Genomic DNA, 20,564 nt, shown 5'->3' with positions numbered 1-20,564 from the left:
CGCACGCGCGCGACGCTTCGAACGAGGCGCACATGCAGGCTTCCGCACAACGGCCGCATGACGGCGCTCACGCGTCCGCAATGAACCAGCGCGGCTGGGCAGGCCTCGCGCTCTCGATCGTCGCGAAGCTCGCGTATCCCGCCGTGATCTTGTGCGCGTGGTTCTGGGATACGCCGCGCTATGTCGGCTGTTTGCTGTTCGCGCTGCTGTGGTTGCAACGTTGCGCGGGCACGGGTGCGTTCGGCGCGTCGCTGCGCAGGCTCACGCGTGTCGACTGGAGCGTGGCGTTCATGCTGAGCATCGCATCGGCTGCCATCGTCTGGACCAACAGCGAGCTGTTGCTGCGCATCTATCCGTCGCTGGTGAATCTCGGTCTGCTGATCGCGTTCGGCGCGACGCTCGTGCGCGGCCCGACGATGATCGAAAAATTCGCGCGCATCGGCACGCCGGATCTCGGCGAGCCCGCGATCCGCTACACGCGCCGCGTGACGCAGATCTGGTGTGTGTTCTTCGTGCTCAATGGCGCGTTCTCGCTCTACACGGCGCTGTACTGGTCGCGCGAAGCGTGGTCGCTGTATAACGGCGCGATTGCGTACGGACTGATCGGCGTGCTGCTGGTGGGTGAAATCGCGTGGCGCTATCTGGTGATCCAGCCGCACGCACGGCGTTCGGAGGCGGCATGATCGCGCTGCACGATCTGCTGACGTGTGGCCGCGACGCTCGTGCGCCCATCTGCCGCAACACGCGTCGCGACGGCGAGGCCAATTCCACGATCGACTTCGCGTCGTTCCGCGCGCGCGTTGCCGCGATCGCCGCGCGATTGCGCGGGGCGCATGCGCAACGCTACGCGCTGTGCATTGGCGATCCTTTCGACTTCGCGTGCGCGTTGTTCGCGCTCTTCGCGTGCGGCAAAGAGCCCGTGATTCCCGCGAACGCAACGCCCGGCTATCTCGCCGATCTGGCGGGCGCCTACGATGCCGTGCTGACGGATGCCGACGTCCGCGAGCATGCCGGCGCGCAAGCATCCACGCCCGTTGCATCGTTCGCAATCGATCCGAATGCGCCGCTCACGCTGTACACGTCGGGCAGCAGCGGCACGCCGAAGCCGATCCACAAGACGCTCGCGCAGTTCAACGCCGAAGTGCACACGCTCGAACGCGAGTGGGGTGCTGTAGTTGGCGATGCGACCATGCTCGCGAGCGTGCCGCATCATCACATCTACGGTTTGCTGTTTCGCGTGATGTGGCCGCTCGCGGCGGGGCGCGCATTCGATCGCGCGATCTGCAACGAGCCGCAGCATGTGCAGTCGCGCATCGAGCAATGCGGCGCGGCTGTGGTCGTGTCGTCGCCGGCGCAACTGTCGCGCTGGCCCGCGTTGCCGGGCTTCGCTGCGTTGACGCCTGCGCCGCGCGCATTCTTTTCGTCGGGCGGGCCCCTTTCCGCCGAAGCCGCAGCCGAATACACGGCGGCCTTCGGCAGCGCGCCGGTCGAGATCTACGGCAGCACGGAAACGGGCGGCATCGCGTGGCGCCGGCAGAACGAGACGGCCGCGTGGCAGCCCGTCAACGGCGTCGACGTGCGGCGCGGCGAAGACGGCGCGCTGTTCGTGCGCTCGCCGCATCTGGACCATGACGACTGGCATCGCACCGACGACGCGATCGCGTTCGACGACGACGGCCGCTTTCGTCTGCAAGGGCGGCTCGATCGCGTGATCAAGCTCGACGGCAAGCGCGTGTCGCTGCCCGAAGTCGAAGCGCGTCTCGCGCTGCATCCGTATGTCGCGCAGGCTTGCGTGGTGCCGCTCGCGGGCGCGTCGCGCGAGCGGGTCGGTGCCGTCGTCGCGCTCAACGATGCGGGCAGCGACGCGCTGCGCAGCGAAGGTCGCGTCGCGCTCGCGAAGACGTTGCGCCGCCATCTCGCCGCGTATTTCGACGTGGTCGTGCTGCCGCGTCACTGGCGCTTTCGCATCGCGTTGCCATTCGATGCGCGCGGCAAGCTGCCCGTCGCGGCCGTTGCCGCCGCGTTCGACGCGCGCGCCGAAGGCTTCGAACTGCTGTCGGAATTGCGCAGCGGCGACGACCTGCACTACGCACTGCGCGTGCCGCCGACGCTCGTGCATTTCGAAGGCCACTTTCCCGGCCTGCCGATTCTGCCCGGCGTCGTGCAGCTCGACTGGGCGATCCGCCTTGCCGCCGAGCATGTAACGGGCGTGCGCGACATCGAATCCGTCGATCGCCTGAAGTTCACCGCACCCGTGATGCCGGGCGCGATGCTCGATCTGAAGCTGTCGCACGATGCCGCGCGGCGGCGCGTGCAGTTCGCGTTCCGGCTCGACGGACGCGACTGCTCGTCGGGTGTCATCGTATACCGGGAGCGCGCATGAGCGGAGCCGCCTTCGCCGCGTGCATCGTCATTCCGATCTACAACCATAAGGATGCGATCGTCGGCACGGTCGAGCGTCTGCTGGTGCACGGCCTGCCCATCTTCGTCGTCGACGATGGCAGCGATGAAGCGACGCAAGCCGTGCTCGCGAAGCTGGCTTGCCAGTACCGCCATCAGATGACGCTGCTGCGCTTGCCCGTCAACGGCGGCAAGGGCGCGGCCGTGATGGCGGGACTGCGTGCCGCGAAGCGCGCCGGCTACACGCACGCATTGCAGATCGATGCCGACGGCCAGCACGACGCGAACGACGTGCCGCCTTTCATCGCTGGCGCGCGCGCCGAGCCGGGTGCCGTGATTCTGGGCCGCCCCGTCTATGACGAGAGCGTGCCGAAGGCGCGTCTCTATGGCCGCTATCTGACACATGTGTGGGTGTGGATCGAGACGCTGTCGTTCACGATCCGCGATTCGATGTGCGGCTTTCGCCTGTATCCGCTCGATGCCGCGTGCGCGTTGATCGACAGCGTCGATCTGCCGACGCGCATGGACTTCGACATCGAGATTCTCGTGCGCTTGTACTGGCGCCGTCTCGCGTTCCGCGCGATTCCGACCCGCGTCACGTATGCAACGGATGGCGTCTCGCACTTCGACGTGCTGTGGGACAACGTGCGCATCAGCGCGAGCCATACGAGGCTCGTGTGCGGGATGCTGCTGCGTTTGCCGCTGTTGCTCGCGCACAAGTTCATGCCGCGCAAGTCCGCCGCTGTTGCGAGCGGCGACGACGCGAAGTGGTGGCGCATCGCCGAACGCGGCAGCCGCCTCGGCATGACGTTGCTCGCGCTCAGTTGCAAGCTGTTCGGCATGCGCTTTACTGCGCTGTGGCTGCATCCCATCGTCGCGTATTTTCTGCTGACGGGCCGCGCCGCGCGCGAAGCTTCGCGAAACTACTTCGCGCATCTCGCCCATTCGACGCAAGGCGGGCGCACGCCGCGCCCCGGCTGGGGTTCGGCCTACGGGCACATGCTCGCGTTCGCACAATCGGGACTCGACAAGCTCGCGGCGTGGTCGGGGCGCATCGGTTCCAGCGATGTCGTGTTCGACGATGCGTCTGCGTTCGAAGCGCTCGTCGCGAGCGGCCGTGGCGCGCTCGTGATCGGCGCGCATCTGGGCAACCTCGAAATGACGCGCGCGCTCGCGTGGAGCGGCGGCCATGCGAAGGTCACGGCCATCGTCTACACCGAGCACGCGAAGCGCTTCAACAGCGTGCTGTCGATGGCGAACAGCGAATTCGCGAAGCGTCTCGTGCAGGTGAGCGACTTCGGGCCCGAAACGTCGATGATGATGCAGGAGCGCATCGATGCGGGCGAACTGCTCGTGATCGTCGGCGACCGCGTGCCCGCGCGCGAATCGGGCCGCACGACCGACGCACAGTTTCTCGGCGCCACGGCGCCGTTCGCGCAAGGGCCGTATGTGCTCGCGCATGCGCTCGGCTGCCCCGTGTATCTGTTCTTCTGCCTGAAAGAGCGCGATGAACGAAACCGCGAGCGCTATCGCCTGTATTTCGAGCCGTTCGCCGAGCGCATCGACCTGCCGCGCCGCGAACGCGCGCAGCACATCGCTGCATGGGCGCAGCGCTATGCGTCGCGCCTCGAACATTATTGCCGCAAGGCGCCTTATCAATGGTTCAACTTCTTCGATTTCTGGGCGCGTCCCCGAAAAGCGATAACGGGTGGCATCCCACACGGAGACGCGAATGTCAGAACATGATCTGATCGACGATGCACACGCTCACGCCGCGCATGCGGCAACGCCGCGCGCGGTGGTGATCGGCGGGCGCAGACTGTCGATCGAAGAGGTCGTCGCGATTGCGAAGGGGCGCGCGAGCGTCGCGCTGAGCGGCGATGCCGCGTGGCGCTCGCGCATCCTGCGCGGCGCGGATTTTCTGCGCCGGCATCTCGCGGCGGGCGAAACGGTGTATGGCGTCAACACGGGCTATGGCGACGCGTGCATCGTCGACGTGCCGATGGAACTCGTTGAAGCGCTGCCGCTGCAACTGACGCGCTATCACGGCTGCGGCATGGGCGCGTATCTCGACGACACGCAGACGCTCGCCGTGATCGCCGCGCGTCTGAACTCGCTGGCGTATGGCTTTTCCGGCGTGCGTCCCGTGCTGCTCGAACGGCTCGCCGATCTGATCAATCATCGCGTGCTGCCGCGCATTCCGGCTGAAGGGTCGGTCGGCGCGAGCGGCGATCTCACGCCGCTTTCGTATGTGGCCGCTGCGCTCGTCGGCGAACGCGACGTGATGTTCGACGGCACGCTGCGCGATGCCGCGGGCGTATGGACGCAACTCGGCCACGCGCCCCTCACGCTCGCGCCGAAGGAAGGTCTCGCGCTGATGAACGGCACGGCCGTGATGACGGGGCTCGCGTGTCTCGCGTTCGCGCGCGCCGGGCATCTCGCGCGTCTTGCCGCGCGCCTGACGGCTCTCGCGACGGTCGCGCTCGACGGCCGCGCCGCGCACTTCGACGCGCTGATCTTCGAAGCGAAGCCGCACGTGGGCCAGGCCGATGCGGCCGCATGGATACGCGCGGATCTCGCGGGCCGCGACGATACGCCGGGCCATCGTTTGCAGGACCGCTATTCGATCCGCTGCGCGCCGCATGTGATCGGCGTCACCGTCGATGCGCTGTCGTGGGTGCGGCGCGACGTCGAGAACGAACTCAATAGCGCCAACGACAATCCGCTGATCGATCCCGATGGCGAGCGGGTGCTGCATGGCGGCAACTTCTATGGCGGCCATATCGCGTTCGCCATGGACGCATTGAAAACAGCCGTCGCGAATCTCGCCGACCTGATGGACCGGCAGCTTGCGCTGCTCGTCGACGACAAGTTCAACAACGGCTTGCCGCGCAACCTGTCGGGTGCAACGTCGGCGCGCGCGCCGATCAATCACGGCTTCAAGGCGGTGCAGATTTCGTCGTCGGCGTGGACAGCGGAGGCGCTCAAGCACACGATGCCCGCAAGCGTGTTCTCGCGTTCGACGGAAGCGCACAATCAGGACAAGGTCAGCATGGGCACGATCGCCGCGCGCGACTGCCTGCGCGTGCTCGAATTGACCGAGCAGGTCGCCGCTGCGCACACGCTCGCGACGGTGCAGGCGCTCGAACTGCGCATGCGCATCGACGGCGCGACGCCCGTGCCCGCGCCGCTGCGCGTGTTCGCCGGACAGGTCGCGGCGCTGTCGCCGTTCGTCGGCGAAGACCGTGCGCTCGAAAGCGATCTACGCGCGCTGACGGCTCGCATCGCTGATTGCGCGCTCGTCGAAGTCGCGGGAGGCGCGTGATGAACGAGTGTCGTCAGGGCAAGACATTGACAGCGAGCGCGCTCGTCGAAGTGCCGTTTCATGATGTCGATGCGATGAATGTCTGCTGGCACGGCCATTATCTGAAGTACTTCGAGATCGGCCGCGCTGCGTTGTTGCGCGCATTCGACTACGACTATCGCGAGATGCAGGCGTCGGGCTATCTGTGGCCGATCGTCGAGGCGCATCTGAAGTACGTGCGACCCGCGACGTACGGCCAGCGGCTCGACGTGCGCACGGAACTGCTCGAATTCGAAAACCGCCTGAAAATAGGCTATGAAATCGTTGATTGCGCGACGGGCGCGCGGCTGACGAAGGGCTACACGATCCAGGTGGCCGTCGATGCCGCCACGCAGGAGCTGCAGTTCGTCTCGCCGTCCATCGTGTTCGAGAAGCTGGAGCGCGCATGGGTACGCTGACATTTCGCGTCGCGCTGATGGCTGCATTGCTTGCCGCGAGCTTGAGCACTCTGACGACCGTGCATGCTGCAGCTCAGACGCAGCCTCAAGCGCAAAACGCCAACGCAGCGCTCGTCTCGCAGATCGCCTCACGTCTCGCGCAAACGAAGGGCGTGCGCGCGCAGTTCACGCAGACGCAGACGCTCTCCGCGATGAAGCAGCCGCTCGTCAGCACGGGCTCGCTCGTGTTCTGTCGCGAGCGCGGCGTGATCTGGCGCATCGACACACCGTACAAGGCGACCTACGTGATCGGCGACGCGGGCGTGAGCGAAGTCGATGCGAACGGCAAGCGCATCGGCACGAAGAGCGCGCAAGGCGTCAGGGGCGTCGCGCAGGTCTCCAGGATGATGCGTGCGATGCTCGGCGGCGATCTGTCCGCGCTGTACTCGCAGTTCGACGTCGATGCGCAAGGCACGGCGTCGCAATGGAAGCTCGAACTGAAGCCGAACCAGCCGCAGCTCGCGCAATCGATCAAGGGCTTGCAGATGACGGGCGGTCAATTCCTGCAGACATTGCGTATCGTGCTCTCGAACGGCGACGTCACGCAGATCGAGTTCGCGAAGAGCGAAGCCGTCAACGAACTGGCGCCCGGCGAACGGACGCTGCTCGGAGCGCAATGATGCTGCTGGCGCGACCGTGGACGAAGACGCAGTTGTGGGGCATCAGGGCCGCATGGCTCGTGCTCGCGCTCGCTGCTTCGCTTTACTGCGGCCATCGCTTCATGGGGCCGTCGCCTTTGGAGACGAACCTGCTCGCGCTGCTGCCCGCGACGGAAGCCGATCCTGTCGCCGAAAAAGCCGTCGATACGCTCGCCAACGCGCTCGGCGACCGCACTGTGTTTCTCGTCACGAGTCAGGACGCCGATCACGCGAAAGCGGCTGCGAAAGAGTTCGGCGGGGCGCTGCAAAAGAGCGGCGCATTCGGCTCGGTGACGGCGGAATTGCCGCCGTTCGACATGTCGCAGATCGGCACGCTTTACGTGCCCTATCGCTTCGGCCTGCTGACACGCGGCGATCGCGACGCGCTCGCAAGCAACACGATACAACTGCACGACGCGCTCATGCAGCGCATCTACAACCCGGTGCGCGGCCCGCTCGCAACGCAGCTCGCCGACGATCCGTTCGGCTGGCTCGAACACTGGCTCGCGAGCTTGCCGCTTGCAACATCGAATCTCGATCTGGAAGACAACATGCTCGTCGCGCATCGAGGCGACAGGACGAGCGTGCTCGTCGTCACGACGCTGCGGGGCTCCGCATACGAAACGCAGACTCAAAGAGCGGTGCTGTCGGCCGCCGCGCAAGCCGAGGCGTCGCTGAAGGCGAGCTATTTCGATGCAAGCGTCGCGCGCACGGGCGCCGTGTTCTATGCGGAGGCGGCGCGCAGCGCGTCGGAGCGCGAAGTGCATCTGATCGGCGTCGCGTCCGCGTGCGGCATCGCGTTGCTGATGCTGTGGGTGTTCCGCTCGCCGCGTCTGCTGCTGCTCGGCTTCGTGTCGACGGCGCTCGGCATCGTGTGCGCGCTCGCCGCGACGATGCTCGTGTTCGGTAAGCTGCATCTGCTGACGCTCGTGTTCGGTGCGAGCCTGATCGGCGAGGCCGTCGATTATTCGATTCAATACTTCGTCGTCTATCTCGGCGCGCGGCATGGCTGGAATGCGCGGCAGGGCGCGCGTTCGGTGCGGCCCGCGTTGAGCGTCGCGCTCGCAACGAGCCTGCTCGGCTACGCGATGCTCGCGTGGGTGCCGTTCCCGGCGCTCAAGCAGATCGCGTGCTTCGCGATCGCCGGCATCTGCACGGCGTTCGCGTCTGTGCTGTGGCTGCTGCCCGTGCTGCTCGCCAAAGGGCCGAAGCGCGCGCAACGGCGTCTCTTCATCCGTGCCGCCGTGCTGCTCGCGCGCTGGCATGCGGTGATCGGCGGACGGCGCGCGTGGATCGTCGCGGGCGTGCTCGTGCTCGCCGCGATTCCCGGCTGGCTGCGCCTGACGAGCGACGACGACATTCATCTACTGATCCAGCGCGATGCGTCGCTGGTGGCGCAGGAAGATCAGGTGCGCAATGCGATCGGCGTCGATAACACGGCGCAGTTCTTCGTCGTGCGCGGACCTTCGCAGGAAGCCGTGTTGCAGCGCGCGGAAGCGCTCGGCGCGAAGCTCGACGCATTGAGCGGCGCGCAGTCAGTGAACGGCTGGCAATCGGTCACGCAGTTCGTGCCGTCGGCGCAACGCCAGGCCGATGCGCATGCAGTGCTCGCGCAGCACGTGTTCAGCGATCCCGCGGCGCAGCGTTCGATGCTGCTGCAAGCAGGCTTTCGCGATGAAGTCGCTGACGCGTGGCTCGCTTCGTACGCGAAATCGAACACCGCACCGTTGACGGTCGAGCAGTGGCTCTCGGCATCATGGTCGCAGCCGTATCGTCATCTGTGGCTGGGTGCCGTGGACGCTCGCGGTCAACGGGGCTATGCGGCCGTCGTGATTCCGCAGCGCGTGACGCCCGACAACGTTCGGACGTTGACGAACACCGCGCGTTCCGTCGAAGGCGTCGTGCTCGTCGACAAGGCCGCGAGCGTGTCGAAGCTCTTCGGCGCGTATCGCGTCGATAGCGGCATCTGGCTCGCGCTCGCGCTGCTGCTCGTGCTGGTGCTGCTGATGGTGCGCTACAAGCCGCGCGGCGGCGTCGCGACCACGCTGCCCGTGTTGCTTGCGATCGGCGTGACGCTGGCCGCGTTCGGCTACGCGCGCGTGCCGCTCAATCTGTTCAACTGTCTCGCGCTGATGCTGGTGCTCGGCGTCGGCGCAAACTATGCGGTGTTTCTGCGCGAAGGCTGCCTGCGCGATCACGCCGATCTCGGCGCCGTGTGGACGGGCGTGCTGCTGTCGGCGGCGACGACGCTGCTGTCGTTCGGCATGCTCGGCATGAGCGAGATGCCCGCATTGAAGAGTTTCGGCGCCACGCTGGCGCTCGGTATTCTCGTGTCGGTGCTGCTTGCGCCGATCGGGATGCCGCATCAGGAAAGATCCGCAACGAGGAGAGCCGCATGACGCTGCCATCTGTTTATCTGCACGCGCTCGGCATGGTCAATGCGCTCGGCGGCGACGTCGATTCGATCGTGCCCGCGCTCGCGGCGGCGCAATCGCCGGGCATGGGGCTGATGCACACAGGCATCGGCGATGCATTCGTCGGCCGCGTGTCGACGCCGCTCGACATCGCGCCGCCCGAACCGTTGAAGCGCTTCGACTGCCGCAACAACCGCATGCTGCTCGCGGCGCTCGCGCAGATTCGCCCCGCGATCGAAGCCGCGCGCGAGCGCTACGGCTCGCATCGCATCGGCGTCGTGCTCGGCACGAGCACATCGGGCATCGATGCAGCGGAAGTCGCGTTCGTTCATCAGGCGCAAGCGGGTCAACTGCCCGACAACTTCAACTACCGGCAGATGGAGATCGGCACGGCCGCGCCGTTCGCGGCCGCCGCGCTCGACGTGCAAGGCCCCGCATTTACGATTTCGACGGCGTGCACGTCGAGCGCCAAGGCGTTCGTGTCGGCTCGCCGTTTGCTGCAGCTGGGTCTGTGCGACGCGATGATCGTCGGCGGCGTCGATACGCTGTGCGAGCTGACGGTGCAGGGCTTCGCGTCGCTCGAATCGACGAGCATCACGCGCACTAATCCGATGAGCCGCAATCGCAACGGCATCAATGTCGGCGAGGGCGCCGCCGTGTTTCTGATGACGCGCGATGAAGGCGAAGTGCGCCTCGCGGGCGCGGGCGAATCGAGCGACGCGCATCATATATCCGCGCCGGACCCGCACGGCGTCGGCGGCGAACTCGCGTTGCGCGATGCGCTGAAGAACGCGGGTATCGAAGCGTCGGCGATTGCGTATGTGAATCTGCACGCGACGGCCACGCGCAAGAACGACGACATGGAAGCGCATCTGATGGCGCGCGTGTTTGCGAACGGCGTGCCCGCGAGCGGCACGAAACCGTTCACGGGGCACCAGCTCGGCGCGGCGGGCGCGACGGAACTTGGCTTCGCGTGGCTCACGCTCGCGCGAGACGTGGCGATGCCGCGTCATCAATGGGACGGCGAAGCGGACCCGGCGTTGCCCGCGCTCGATCTCGTGCAGGACGAGCGGCATGTGCCGCGCAATGGCGGCACGCGGTATGTGATGAGCAATTCATTCGCGTTCGGCGGCAGCAACGTCAGCCTGATACTGGCGCGTTAAGCCGCATCGAATGCCAGGCAGCAAAAACATAACGACATGACGGCCACACCCGAGACCAACGAAATTTTTCCGCCGATCGACACGATCCTGCCGCATCGCGGCACGATGCTGCTGATCGACGGCGTGAGCGCATGCAGCGACGTTGCGCTGACGGCCTATGCGGCCGTGCGCGGCGACGCGTGGTATGCGGATCAAAGCGGCGCAATGCCCGCGTGGATCGGCATCGAACTGATGGCGCAAGCGGTGGCCGCGCATGTCGCGCTGCTCGCGATGCGCGCGGGCGGCCGTGCGCGTCCAGGCGTGCTGCTCGGCACGCGCAGCTACAACGCACATGTGAGTGCGTTCGCGCGCGACGCGCAACTCACGATCGGCGTGCATGAAGTGCTGCGCAGCGAAGAGGGGCACAGCGCGTACGAATGCACGATCGATCATGACGGCGCGCGCTATGCGGAGGCCGTCATCAAGGTCTTTCAACCGGGCGATTTTCAGACGTTCATCGAAGGGAGTCTCAGTACATGAGCCGGCGAGTTCTCGTAACGGGCGCGAGCCGCGGCATCGGCCGCGCGATTGCGTATCAACTGGCCGCCGACGGCTTCGCCGTCTCCGTGCATTGCCGCACGGGCCGCACGGAAGCGGAAGCCGTCACGGCGGGCATCGCGGCGCAAGGCGGCTCGGCGCGCGTGCTGCAATTCGACGTGCGCGAGCGCGCCGCGTGCCGCGAAGTGCTCGAAGCGGATGTGGCTGCGCACGGTCCGTACTACGGCATCGTGTGCAGCGCGGGCGTGACGCGCGATGCCGCCTTTCCCGCGCTCACCGACGAAGACTGGGACGTCGTGATCGAAACGGGGCTCGACGCGTTCTACAACGTGGTCCATCCGCTGACGATGCCGATGGTCCGCGCGAAAAAAGGCGGCCGCATCGTGACGATCGCGTCGGTGTCGGGCGTGATCGGCAATCGCGGCCAGGTGAACTACAGCGCGGCGAAAGCGGGGCTGATCGGCGCGACGAAGGCGCTCGCCGTCGAACTCGCGTCGCGCAGCATCACGGTCAACTGCGTGGCGCCCGGGTTGATCGAAACGGGCATGCTCGACGACGTGCCGCTCGAACACGCGTTGAAGACCGTGCCGATGAACCGTGTCGGTCAACCGGCTGAAGTCGCGTCGGTGGTCAGCTTCCTGATGTCGGATGCGGCCTCGTATGTGACGCGTCAGGTGATCGGCGTCAATGGCGGGATGATCTGATGAAGCGAGTCGTCGTTACGGGGATGGGCGGCGTCACGGCGCTCGGCAGCCACTGGGACGAGATCGAAGCGGCGTTGAAGGCGGGCCGCAATGCAGTGCGTCGCATGCCGGAGTGGGACTACTTCGAGTCGCTGCATACGCGCCTCGCGTGTCCGCTGCCCGCGTTCGAACAGCCCGCGCAATGGCCGCGCAAGAAGACGCGATCGATGGGCACGGTGTCGATGTACGCGGTGCGCGCGAGCGAACTGGCGCTCGCCGACGCGGGCCTCGCGGACGACGAAACCATCAAGGACGGCCGCATGGGTGTCGCCTATGGCTCGTCGTCCGGTTCCGTCGAGCCGATACGCGCGTTCGGCGCGATGCTCGAAACGGGCGCGATGACGAACGTCACATCGAACAGCTACGTGCAGATGATGCCGCACACGACGGCCGTCAACGTGAGCCTCTTCTGGGACCTGAAAGGCCGCATCGTGCCGACGTCGTCGGCGTGCGCGTCGGGCAGCCAGGCAATCGGCTACGCGTATGAAGCGATCGCGACGGGCAAGCAGGCGCTGATGCTCGCGGGCGGTGCGGAAGAACTGTCGGGGCCAGCGGTGGCCGTGTTCGACACGCTCTATGCGACCAGCACGCGCAACGACGAGCCGCATCTGACGCCGCGTCCGTTCGATGCGAAGCGCGACGGTCTCGTGGTCGGCGAGGGCGCGGCGACGCTCGTGCTCGAAGAGTACGACCACGCGAAGGCGCGCGGCGCGACGATTCACGCGGAGATCGTCGGCTTCGGCTGCAATTCGGATGGCGCGCACATGACGCAGCCGACGGCGAACACGATGGCGCGCGCGATGCAACTCGCACTCGAAGACGCCAAGCTCGACGCACGGGCGATCGCGTATGTGAACGCGCACGGCACGTCGACCGATCGCGGCGACATCGCGGAGAGCGAGGCGACGGCGCTGACCTTCGGCGAACGCATGCCGATTTCATCGCTGAAGAGCTACGTCGGCCATACGCTCGGCGCGTGCGGCGCGCTCGAAGCGTGGTGGACGATCGAGATGATGAAGCGCAACTGGTATGCGCCGACGTTGAATCTCACCGACGTCGATCCTGCCTGCGCGCCGCTCGACTACATCCGGGGCGAGGGCCGCAGCATCGACGCCGAGTACGCGATGAGCAACAACTTTGCGTTTGGCGGCATCAATACGTCGCTGATTTTCAGGCGCGTTCGATGAGCGGTCAGCGTCGCTTGCAGCGTGTCGTCGTGACGGGCATGGGCATCGTGTCCTGTCTCGGCAATACGCTCGATGAAGTCAGCGCCGCGTTGCGCGAAGGGCGCAGCGGCGTCACACATGTCGACGCGTGGCGCGCGCGCGGCTTCGGCACGCAGGTCGCGGGCGTCGCGTCGGTGGCGAGCGAGCCGCCATTCGACCGCAAGCTCGAGCGTTTCATGGGCGACACCGCGCGCTTTGCGTGTCACGCGGCGCGCAAGGCCGTCGACGACGCCCGTCTCGATCCCGCTGCGCTGCGCTCGTTTGATGCGGGCGCCGTGATCGGCTCGGGCGTCGGCGCGATGTCCGCATATGATGAAGCGGTGGCCGTGGCGAATGCTCGCGGTATCGACAGGACGCCGCCGTATACGGTGCCGCAGGCGATGAGCAGCACGGCGTCGGCGAATGTCGCGCAGGTGTTCGGCATCGAAGGCGTCACGTATTCGCCGTCGTCGGCCTGCACGACATCGGCGCTCGCAATCGGCCAGGCGATGCAACTGATCCAGACGGGGCGTCAACAGATCGTGCTCGCAGGCGGCAGCGAATGCCTGCACGACAACATGACGCTGATGTTCGACGCGATGCACGCGCTTTCGCGCCGCTTCAACGACGTGCCCGCGCGCGCGTCGCGGCCGTACGACACGGCGCGCGACGGCTTCGTGATCGCCTCGGGCGGCGGCGTGCTGGTGCTCGAAGCGCTCGATCATGCGCTCGCGCGCGGCGCGCGCATCTACGCGGAGCTGACGGGCTTCGGCCACAGCACGGATGGTGCGGGCATGGTGACGCCGCACGCGCCGGGCATCGCGCGCGCGATCAAGGCCGCGCTCGACGAAGCGGGCACGCCCCCCGACTACGTGAACACGCACGCGCCGTCGACGCCGCTCGGCGATCTCGAAGAACTGCGCGCATTGCAAACGGTATTCGGCTCGGACGTGCCGCCGTTTTCGTCGACCAAAGGACTCACGGGGCATCCCCTCGGCGCATGCGGCGCGCACGAAGCGATCTACACGCTGCTGATGATGCGCGACGGCTTTATCGCCGGCACGCAGGGCATCGAGGACATCGAGCCATTGGCGCGGGCGCTGCCGCTCGTGCAGGCGACGCGCGACGCGCGCATCGATAAGTCGATGTCGGTGTCGTTCGGCTTTGGCGGCAGTTGCGCGAGTCTGATGTTCACAAGGATTTGACCGCCGCCTGTCGGGACCAAACCCGGGACGAAACTCGGGACCGAACCCAGGACAAATCACAGGCACACGAGTGCAGTAGCACGCGATAAACAACGATAAAAGGAAGTCGAACAATGAAAACGAAAATGACGTTGGGGCTGGTGGCGGCCGTTCTGTTGACGCAGGCAGGCTGCACGACCAGGATCAGTTCGCTGCCGATGCCGGCCGCGTTGCAGACACGGAACGCGCAGGACGTCGCGCTCTATTTCGGTGACGATGCGCATGCGCCCGTCAAGCAGACGTTCGGCAACAAGGAGTTTGCGGTGCGTGTGAATCGCCAGCCGGAAAACAGCAAGGAGGCGACCTGCAATCTCGCGCTGACGAAGGCGCTTCAACAACTGCGCGACTATGCGCGCGAGCATCATGCGAATGCCGTCATCAACGTAAAGACGCGTTTTCAAAGCACGATCACGGCATCCGCAACGGAGTTCACTTGCGGCGCGAGTCTGAATGGATCGACGCTTGCCGTGCGTGGCGATGTCGTGACGCTCGAAGCGAACTAAACGTCCTGCGCGAAAGCGCAACGGCGTTCACCCTTGGAGCAGGCGCGGTGATTGCTGACGCGTGAGGACGCCGCCGGACATCGCGGATGCCCGGCACTCCTCGATACGATCAGGCCGTCTTGACGGCCGCGACGTTGACGAGCGTTTCGCGGCGCTTGCCGGGCTTCGGCGTATAGATGCGCAGACGTTCGAGCAGCCCGAAGTCCTTCGCGCGGCTCCACCAAAGGTACGGCAGCGACACGTTGCGCGCGCCGAACGTGAAGCCGCCTCGACGGATCATGTCGAGATAACCGTCTGCGCTTTTTTGCACGTGCATCGGGTGACGGAAGAGCAGGCGGATCACCCAGGACTTGATGTACGCGTCGGTGGATTCGGCGAACAGCAGCACGCCGCCAGGTTTCAGCACGCGGCGGAATTCGGCGAGCGCACGTTCCTGTTCGACGAGATGATGGAACGTCTGATGGCAGAACACGATGTCGGCGCTTGCATCGGGCAATGGGAGATTCGCGCAGTCGCCATGCAGCAGTTCGATCTGCGTTGAACGGGTATCGGCGTGACCGCGGCAGTTGCGCGCGGATTGCGCGGCAAGCCCGAGTGACGCGCGATGAAAGTCCACGCCGACGATGCGCGCCGGCTTGAACGTTTGCGCGAGCAGCCGGAATGAAATACCCTGGCCGCATCCGGCATCGACGATCACGGGCGAGGCGGGCAGCGGCGTATCGATCAGTCGCTTCAGATCGTTGATCGCGACGCGCAGCACATGATGTTCCCAGGTATGGGTGCGGAGGAACCAGACGCCGAAGGCCGTCTCCGGGACGAAGGGCACGCTGGATGTTTCGGTGGACTGCACGTTGTTCCCCGTGAATCGTTGGTCCTGGTTTGATTTCTTGAAGGTTGCGCGACATTGTAATCGCTGGTGGGTCTAGCAGATGTCGCGTGTGCAATACGCAATGATGGGTTATTTGAAGGAAGATCGATGAATACGGATTCGTCGCTGAACGCCGCCGTGGATGTGGCCATTATCGGAGCGGGGCCGTCGGGGGCCGTTGCCGCGGCGCTGCTGCGCAAGGCGGGGCGCTCGGTGCTCGTGCTGGAACGCCAGCACTTTCCGCGCTTCTCGATTGGCGAGAGCCTGTTGCCGCAGAGCATGGCGTACCTCGAAGAAGCGGGCATGCTGCAGGCGGTCGTCGAAGCGGGCTTCCAGTACAAGAACGGCGCGCAGTTCGTGTACCGCGAACAGAGTTCCGCCTACGACTTCCGCGACAAGCATTCGGCCGGCTGGGGCACGACGTATCAGGTCGAGCGTGCCGTGTTCGACGATCTGCTGATCCGCTGCGCGGCGCAGCAGGGCGCCGACGTGCGCTTCGGCCACACGGTGCTCGCGATGAAGACGGGCGACGCGCCCGTGCTCGACGTGACCGAGGAAGCGGGCAACCGCTACGAAGTGCACGCGCGCTTCGTGCTCGATGCGAGCGGATTCGGTCGCGTGCTGCCGCGTCTGTTGAATCTCGAAGCGCCGACGCGCATGCCGACGCGCGCCGCGATCTTCACGCATGTGCGCGACGGCATCCCCGTCGACGCGCATGATCGCAACAAGATCACGGTCGCCGTGCATCCCGAGCATCGCGATGTGTGGTACTGGATGATTCCGTTGGCGAATGGCCGGTCGTCGGTGGGCTGTGTCGCGGAGGCTTCGTTTCTCGATGTGCCGGAAGCGCAGCGCGAAGCGAAGCTGCGCACGCTGATCCAGAGCGAGCCGACGTTGAACCGCTTGATCGGCAACGCGCCGTTCCTGATGCCCGTGCGACATATCGGCGGCTATTCGGCGAATGTCGAGCGGCTGCATGGACCGGGCTTCGCGCTGCTCGGCAATGCGGGCGAGTTCCTGGACCCGGTGTTCTCATCGGGCGTGACGATCGCGCTGCGTTCCGCGCATCTGGCCGTGACGACGCTGGAGCGTCAATTGAACGGCGAGACGGTCGACTGGCAGCAGGCGTACGACATGCCGCTGAGAAAGGGCATCGATGCGTTCCGCGCATTCGTCGAGCGCTGGTACACGGGCGAGTTGCAGGACGTCATCTTCTATCGCGACCAGACGCCTTCGATCCGGCGCATGATCAGCGCGGTGCTCGCAGGCTACGCGTGGGACGAGACGAATCCGTATGTCGCGGACCCGGCTCGCAGATTGAATGCGCTGCATGAGCTTTGCAGGCAGCAGGCGTAGATGACGAAAGGCGGACGAACGGCGCTTCGCGAACCCACGAAGCGCCGTTTTCACGTCAGCGCACATCGGCAATACGGCTCGCTGAAAACCGTCAAGCCGCGATGCGCGCCTTTCCCGCCGCATGCTGGCGTGCGTCGTCGCGCCGATGCACGCGCTGGCCCGCCGCATAGGTCTCGTACACGGCGCGGTCATCGCCGAGCAGCGCGAACGCGAACAGCAGTTCTTCGAGCGTTTCCGTGCGTGCGGTGCGCCGCGCGAGCAGCGGCGTCGCCTTCGGGTCGAGCACGATAAAGTCCGCTTCCGACTTCGGCTTGAGCGTGCCGATCCTGTCGCCGAGGTCGAGCGCTTCCGCCGCGCCCGCCGTCGCAAGCCAGAACATGCGCGTCGCCGTCAGATGATGGCCGCCCAGGCGCGCGACCTTGTGCGCTTCGTTCATCGTCTGCAGCATCGAGAACGACGTGCCGCCGCCCACATCCGTCGCGAGCGCGATGGGCATCCGCGATTCGTCAGCCTTGTCGAAATCGAACAGACCACTGCCGAGGAACAGGTTCGACGTCGGGCAGTGCGATGCGACCGTGCGCGTCTCGGCCATGCGTCGGCGGTCTTCGGCATCGAGATGAATGCAGTGTCCATAAACGGCGCGCGGGCGCAGAAGACCGTAGTGATCGTAGATGTCGAGGTAGCTGCGATGACCGGGAAAGAGGCTCGCGACCCACTTCACTTCGTCGTGATTCTCAGCGACGTGGCTCTGGATGAACACATCGGGATGCAGCTTCGCGAGCGCGCCCGTCGCTTCGAGTTGCGCTTCCGTCGATGTCGGCGCGAAACGCGGCGTCAGCGCGTACATCTGGCGACCGTGGTTGTGCCAGCGCGCGATCAGCTCGGCGCTGTCGTCGTAGCCCGATTGCGCGGTGTCGCGCAGGAACTCGGGGCAGTTGCGGTCCATCAGCACCTTGCCGCCGATCATCCGCACATTGCGCGCTTGCGCTTCCGTAAAGAGCGCGTCAGCCGACTGCTTGTGCACGGTGCAATAGACGAGCGCCGTCGTCGTGCCGCACGCGAGCAGTTCGTCGATGAAAAAGCGCGCCGTGTCTTGCGCAACGGCGGGATCGCTGAAGCCGCGCTCGGTCGGGAACGTGTACGTGTCGAGCCACGGCAACAGCCCCGGCGCCGGCGACGCGATCATGTCCGTCTGCGGGAAGTGGATGTGCGTATCGATGAAACCGGGGACGATCAGCTTGTCGCGCATCTCGACCACTTGCGTTACGGGCGCGAGTTGTGACGCAACGGACGCATACGCGCCCGCCGCGACGACATGTCCTTCTTCGACGATCAGAAGCCCGTCTTCGTCGAAGATGGCTGCGTTGGACGATTGCGCAGGATCGCCGTTGAACGTCAGCAGTTGCGCGCGATAAGCCGTTTGAGTCATGAGTGAAACCGTCTCCGAACTGTATGAATCATGCTGATGCGCGCCAGTGCGCATCGAGTCTGGCGATCATCGCGTCGCGCTCCGCGGGCGTCACGAACGATGCCTCGAAGCCGTTGCGGATGATCGTGTACACCTCGTCGTCGCCGAGCTTGAGGGCTTCGATCGTCGCGAGGTAGTTTGCGTTGACGTAGCCGCCGAAGTAGGCGGGGTCGTCGGAATTCACGGTGACGGCGACGCCCTGATCGAGCAGCGCCTTCAGCGTGTGTTTGGTCAGGTCGTCGAACACGCACAGCTTCAGGTTCGACAGCGGGCAGACAGTGAGCGCGACGCGCGTGTCGGCGAGGCGCGTGACGAGCGCCGGATCTTCGATGCTGCGCACGCCGTGATCGACGCGGTCCACCTTGAGCAGATCGAGCGCTTCATAGATGTACGACGGCGGGCCTTCTTCGCCCGCATGCGCGACGAGCTTCAGGCCTTTCGCACGGGCCTTCGCGAATACGCGCTCGAACTTCGACGGCGGATGGCCGCGCTCCGACGAATCGAGGCCGACGCCGATCAGCCTGTGTGCGTATTGATCGAACAACGGCAGCGCGGCATCGAAGGTCGCGAGCGCATCGTCTTCGGACAGATGGCGCAGGAAGCACAGGATCAGCTTGCTCGTGAGGCCGCGCTGCTCGGCTTCGGCCAGCGCGCGCTCGATGCCCGCGACGACGGTCGCAATCGGCACGCCGCGCTCGGTGTGCGTCTGCGGATCGAAGAAGATTTCCGTGTGCACGACGTTGTCCGCGAGCGCGCGCCCGACGTAGGCCATCGTCATGTCGTAGAAGTCGTCTTCCTTCAGCAGCACGCTTGCGCCTGCATAGTAGATGTCCAGAAACGATTGCAGATCGGTGAACGCATACGCGGCGCGCAGCGCTTCAATCGAGTCATACGCGAGCTTCACGCCGTTGCGTTCGGCGAGCCTGAAGATCAGCTCCGGTTCGAGCGAGCCTTCGATATGAATGTGCAGCTCGGCCTTCGGTGCGCCCTTCGTCTTGTGAGCCAGCGGAGAAAGTGTGGTTGTCGTCATGGTCGGTCAATGATTCGAGTTATCGATGTAAAGCTGCAACACCCGATGGCTGGTCAGGCGTCGCGTTCCGCAGTGTCTTCGATGCTTGCTTGCCGTGTTAGTTGCCGCGCTCGCTTGTGCCTGTCGCGTTTCAGGCCGTCTGCGCCGCGCGCGCCGCGTTGGCCTCGACGGCTTGCAGCAGTTGCGCCGCCGCTGAAATCGCGATGATTTCCGGCGACTTGTCGACGATTCCGTCCACGCCGAGCGGGCACTTCATCCGCGCGACGAGCGCAGGGTCGAAGCCGCGCGCGGCGAGCCGGTGCTCGAACTGCTTGCGCTTCGTGTGCGAGCCGATCATGCCGAAGAACGCGAAGTCGCCGCGTCGCAGGATGCGCTCGGCGAGATCGAGGTCGCGTGCATGGTTGTGCGTCATCACGATGAAGTACGTGTTGGGCGCGGCTTTGTCGACGGCTTCGTCGGGCGCGTCGTTCGCGTCGATGACCACGTTCGGCGCGCCGAGCGTGTCGGGCGGCGGGAACTGCGCGTCGCGCTCGTCGACCCAGCGCACATGGCAGGGCAGCGTCGCGAGCACGCGCACGAGCGCCGCGCCCACGTGCCCCGCGCCGAACAGCACGACGGGGAAATCGCGCGGTGCGATGGTTTCGGTGAGCAAAGCGCTGCTGTCGTCGAAACCCGCGCCGTCCCACAGCAGGCAATCGGCGCTTTCGACGCCCGGCTCCGGATCGGACAGCATCACCGCATCGGCTGCGGGCCCGAATGATACGCTACGCACCACCGATCGGCCCGCCGCGACGCGCTTCGCCAGCGACGTGACCCAGCCCAGGTCGCCGATATCGAGCCGCTCGAACGCGAGCACGACGGCACCGCCGCAGCACTGGCCGAGGCTCGGGCCGAGCGCGAAACGCTCGAGCCGCCGCATGTTCGGCGTGCGCATGCCGTCGCGCAGCACCTGGCGCGCGCCTTCGATCGCTTTCCATTCGAGGTGCCCGCCGCCGATCGTGTGACGCGCCGAGTCGCGCGTGACGATCATCTTCGTGCCGGCATCGCGCGGCGCCGAGCCTTCGGCGCGGGCGACCGTCACGAGCACGACGGCGTCGCCGTGCGCGAGCAGTTGTTGCAGATCGGTGAGCCAGGCGTGCATCCGGCAGTTCTCCATACGGGGCCGCGCGGGATGGCCGCGCAGCCGGTTGATTT

18 protein-coding genes are annotated in these 20,564 nt (G+C 65.9%); 14 read left to right on the top strand and 4 right to left on the bottom strand.

Annotated features, from left to right (window positions below; all coding sequences use genetic code 11):
* The first annotated feature begins 32 nt into the window (after window positions 1–32).
* The 13 genes from AB4Y32_RS14795 (at window position 33) to AB4Y32_RS14735 (ending at window position 14,648) form a co-directional block, all read left to right on the top strand.
* Window positions 33–683: a hypothetical protein gene (locus AB4Y32_RS14795; RefSeq protein ID WP_439899789.1), complete on the top strand. Its 651-nt coding sequence runs from the start codon at window positions 33–35 to the stop codon at window positions 681–683.
* Window positions 680–2,383, top strand: a complete 1,704-nt coding sequence (locus AB4Y32_RS14790; protein ID WP_368722030.1) for an AMP-binding protein — start codon at window positions 680–682, stop codon at window positions 2,381–2,383. Before AB4Y32_RS14795 ends, AB4Y32_RS14790 begins: the two co-directional genes overlap by 4 nt.
* Complete coding sequence (locus AB4Y32_RS14785; RefSeq protein WP_368722029.1) at window positions 2,380–4,146, top strand: glycosyltransferase family 2 protein; 1,767 nt, start codon at window positions 2,380–2,382, stop codon at window positions 4,144–4,146. The genes AB4Y32_RS14790 and AB4Y32_RS14785 overlap by 4 nt, the downstream gene beginning before the upstream one ends.
* A complete protein-coding gene (locus AB4Y32_RS14780) occupies window positions 4,133–5,725 on the top strand; it encodes a histidine ammonia-lyase (RefSeq protein WP_368722028.1) in 1,593 nt (530 codons plus the stop codon). The genes AB4Y32_RS14785 and AB4Y32_RS14780 overlap by 14 nt, the downstream gene beginning before the upstream one ends.
* A complete protein-coding gene (locus AB4Y32_RS14775) occupies window positions 5,725–6,162 on the top strand; it encodes an acyl-CoA thioesterase (protein WP_368722027.1) in 438 nt (145 codons plus the stop codon). The genes AB4Y32_RS14780 and AB4Y32_RS14775 overlap by 1 nt, the downstream gene beginning before the upstream one ends.
* Window positions 6,150–6,821 carry an outer membrane lipoprotein carrier protein LolA gene (locus tag AB4Y32_RS14770; RefSeq protein WP_368722026.1) on the top strand — a complete coding sequence of 224 codons (672 nt, stop codon included), beginning with the start codon at window positions 6,150–6,152 and terminating at the stop codon, window positions 6,819–6,821. Before AB4Y32_RS14775 ends, AB4Y32_RS14770 begins: the two co-directional genes overlap by 13 nt.
* Window positions 6,821–9,238 (top strand): MMPL family transporter, encoded by a 2,418-nt coding sequence (locus AB4Y32_RS14765; protein WP_368722136.1) that lies wholly within the window; start codon window positions 6,821–6,823, stop codon window positions 9,236–9,238. Before AB4Y32_RS14770 ends, AB4Y32_RS14765 begins: the two co-directional genes overlap by 1 nt.
* Entirely contained in the window at window positions 9,235–10,416 is a 1,182-nt protein-coding gene (locus tag AB4Y32_RS14760) for a beta-ketoacyl-[acyl-carrier-protein] synthase family protein (protein WP_368722025.1), read from the top strand. The genes AB4Y32_RS14765 and AB4Y32_RS14760 overlap by 4 nt, the downstream gene beginning before the upstream one ends.
* A gap of 36 nt (window positions 10,417–10,452) precedes the next feature.
* Entirely contained in the window at window positions 10,453–10,935 is a 483-nt protein-coding gene (locus tag AB4Y32_RS14755; RefSeq protein ID WP_368722024.1) for an ApeP family dehydratase, read from the top strand.
* A complete protein-coding gene (locus AB4Y32_RS14750) occupies window positions 10,932–11,657 on the top strand; it encodes a 3-ketoacyl-ACP reductase FabG2 (RefSeq protein WP_368722023.1) in 726 nt (241 codons plus the stop codon). Before AB4Y32_RS14755 ends, AB4Y32_RS14750 begins: the two co-directional genes overlap by 4 nt.
* A complete protein-coding gene (locus tag AB4Y32_RS14745) occupies window positions 11,657–12,883 on the top strand; it encodes a beta-ketoacyl-ACP synthase (protein WP_368722022.1) in 1,227 nt (408 codons plus the stop codon). The genes AB4Y32_RS14750 and AB4Y32_RS14745 overlap by 1 nt, the downstream gene beginning before the upstream one ends.
* Complete coding sequence (locus AB4Y32_RS14740; protein WP_368722021.1) at window positions 12,880–14,106, top strand: beta-ketoacyl synthase; 1,227 nt, start codon at window positions 12,880–12,882, stop codon at window positions 14,104–14,106. The genes AB4Y32_RS14745 and AB4Y32_RS14740 overlap by 4 nt, the downstream gene beginning before the upstream one ends.
* A 113-nt stretch (window positions 14,107–14,219) precedes the next feature.
* Entirely contained in the window at window positions 14,220–14,648 is a 429-nt protein-coding gene (locus tag AB4Y32_RS14735; protein WP_368722020.1) for a hypothetical protein, read from the top strand.
* A gap of 109 nt (window positions 14,649–14,757) precedes the next feature.
* On the opposite strand, the gene AB4Y32_RS14730 is transcribed toward AB4Y32_RS14735, so the two are convergent.
* On the bottom strand, window positions 14,758–15,498 hold the full coding sequence (locus tag AB4Y32_RS14730) for a class I SAM-dependent methyltransferase (RefSeq protein WP_368722019.1): 741 nt from the start codon (window positions 15,496–15,498) through the stop codon (window positions 14,758–14,760).
* A 126-nt stretch (window positions 15,499–15,624) separates the two neighbouring features.
* Here AB4Y32_RS14730 and AB4Y32_RS14725 point away from each other — a divergent pair, with 126 nt between their 5' ends.
* The gene (locus AB4Y32_RS14725; protein ID WP_368722018.1) at window positions 15,625–16,872 is read left to right on the top strand and encodes an NAD(P)/FAD-dependent oxidoreductase; all 1,248 of its coding nucleotides are present in this window, start codon (window positions 15,625–15,627) and stop codon (window positions 16,870–16,872) included.
* A gap of 91 nt (window positions 16,873–16,963) precedes the next feature.
* Here the strand turns inward: AB4Y32_RS14725 and guaD are convergent, their stop codons facing one another.
* From guaD to xdhC, 3 genes are all read right to left on the bottom strand, one after another.
* Window positions 16,964–18,301 carry a guanine deaminase gene (gene guaD / locus AB4Y32_RS14720; protein ID WP_368722017.1) on the bottom strand — a complete coding sequence of 446 codons (1,338 nt, stop codon included), beginning with the start codon at window positions 18,299–18,301 and terminating at the stop codon, window positions 16,964–16,966.
* A gap of 28 nt (window positions 18,302–18,329) precedes the next feature.
* Window positions 18,330–19,370: an adenosine deaminase gene (locus AB4Y32_RS14715; RefSeq protein WP_368722016.1), complete on the bottom strand. Its 1,041-nt coding sequence runs from the start codon at window positions 19,368–19,370 to the stop codon at window positions 18,330–18,332.
* A 130-nt stretch (window positions 19,371–19,500) separates the two neighbouring features.
* Entirely contained in the window at window positions 19,501–20,511 is a 1,011-nt protein-coding gene (xdhC, locus tag AB4Y32_RS14710; RefSeq protein WP_368722015.1) for a xanthine dehydrogenase accessory protein XdhC, read from the bottom strand.
* Between the last annotated feature and the right edge of the window lie 53 nt (window positions 20,512–20,564).

This window comes from Paraburkholderia phymatum, from assembly GCF_040965635.1.
Lineage (GTDB): Bacteria > Pseudomonadota > Gammaproteobacteria > Burkholderiales > Burkholderiaceae > Paraburkholderia > Paraburkholderia phymatum_B.
Note: the sequence above shows the minus strand (reverse complement) of the source record. Positions and strands in the feature narration are given on the sequence as shown.

Coding starts and splice junctions, on each gene's coding strand:
- AB4Y32_RS14715 (WP_368722016.1), bottom strand. CDS start 19,370: ATGACGACAACCACACTTTCTCCGCTGGCTCACAAGACGAAGGGCGCA.
- AB4Y32_RS14780 (WP_368722028.1), top strand. CDS start 4,133: ATGTCAGAACATGATCTGATCGACGATGCACACGCTCACGCCGCGCAT.
- xdhC (WP_368722015.1), bottom strand. CDS start 20,511: ATGCACGCCTGGCTCACCGATCTGCAACAACTGCTCGCGCACGGCGAC.
- AB4Y32_RS14760 (WP_368722025.1), top strand. CDS start 9,235: ATGACGCTGCCATCTGTTTATCTGCACGCGCTCGGCATGGTCAATGCG.
- AB4Y32_RS14750 (WP_368722023.1), top strand. CDS start 10,932: ATGAGCCGGCGAGTTCTCGTAACGGGCGCGAGCCGCGGCATCGGCCGC.
- AB4Y32_RS14770 (WP_368722026.1), top strand. CDS start 6,150: ATGGGTACGCTGACATTTCGCGTCGCGCTGATGGCTGCATTGCTTGCC.
- AB4Y32_RS14790 (WP_368722030.1), top strand. CDS start 680: ATGATCGCGCTGCACGATCTGCTGACGTGTGGCCGCGACGCTCGTGCG.
- AB4Y32_RS14795 (WP_439899789.1), top strand. CDS start 33: ATGCAGGCTTCCGCACAACGGCCGCATGACGGCGCTCACGCGTCCGCA.
- AB4Y32_RS14755 (WP_368722024.1), top strand. CDS start 10,453: ATGACGGCCACACCCGAGACCAACGAAATTTTTCCGCCGATCGACACG.
- AB4Y32_RS14735 (WP_368722020.1), top strand. CDS start 14,220: ATGAAAACGAAAATGACGTTGGGGCTGGTGGCGGCCGTTCTGTTGACG.
- AB4Y32_RS14745 (WP_368722022.1), top strand. CDS start 11,657: ATGAAGCGAGTCGTCGTTACGGGGATGGGCGGCGTCACGGCGCTCGGC.
- AB4Y32_RS14765 (WP_368722136.1), top strand. CDS start 6,821: ATGCTGCTGGCGCGACCGTGGACGAAGACGCAGTTGTGGGGCATCAGG.
- AB4Y32_RS14725 (WP_368722018.1), top strand. CDS start 15,625: ATGAATACGGATTCGTCGCTGAACGCCGCCGTGGATGTGGCCATTATC.
- AB4Y32_RS14740 (WP_368722021.1), top strand. CDS start 12,880: ATGAGCGGTCAGCGTCGCTTGCAGCGTGTCGTCGTGACGGGCATGGGC.
- guaD (WP_368722017.1), bottom strand. CDS start 18,301: ATGACTCAAACGGCTTATCGCGCGCAACTGCTGACGTTCAACGGCGAT.
- AB4Y32_RS14785 (WP_368722029.1), top strand. CDS start 2,380: ATGAGCGGAGCCGCCTTCGCCGCGTGCATCGTCATTCCGATCTACAAC.
- AB4Y32_RS14775 (WP_368722027.1), top strand. CDS start 5,725: ATGAACGAGTGTCGTCAGGGCAAGACATTGACAGCGAGCGCGCTCGTC.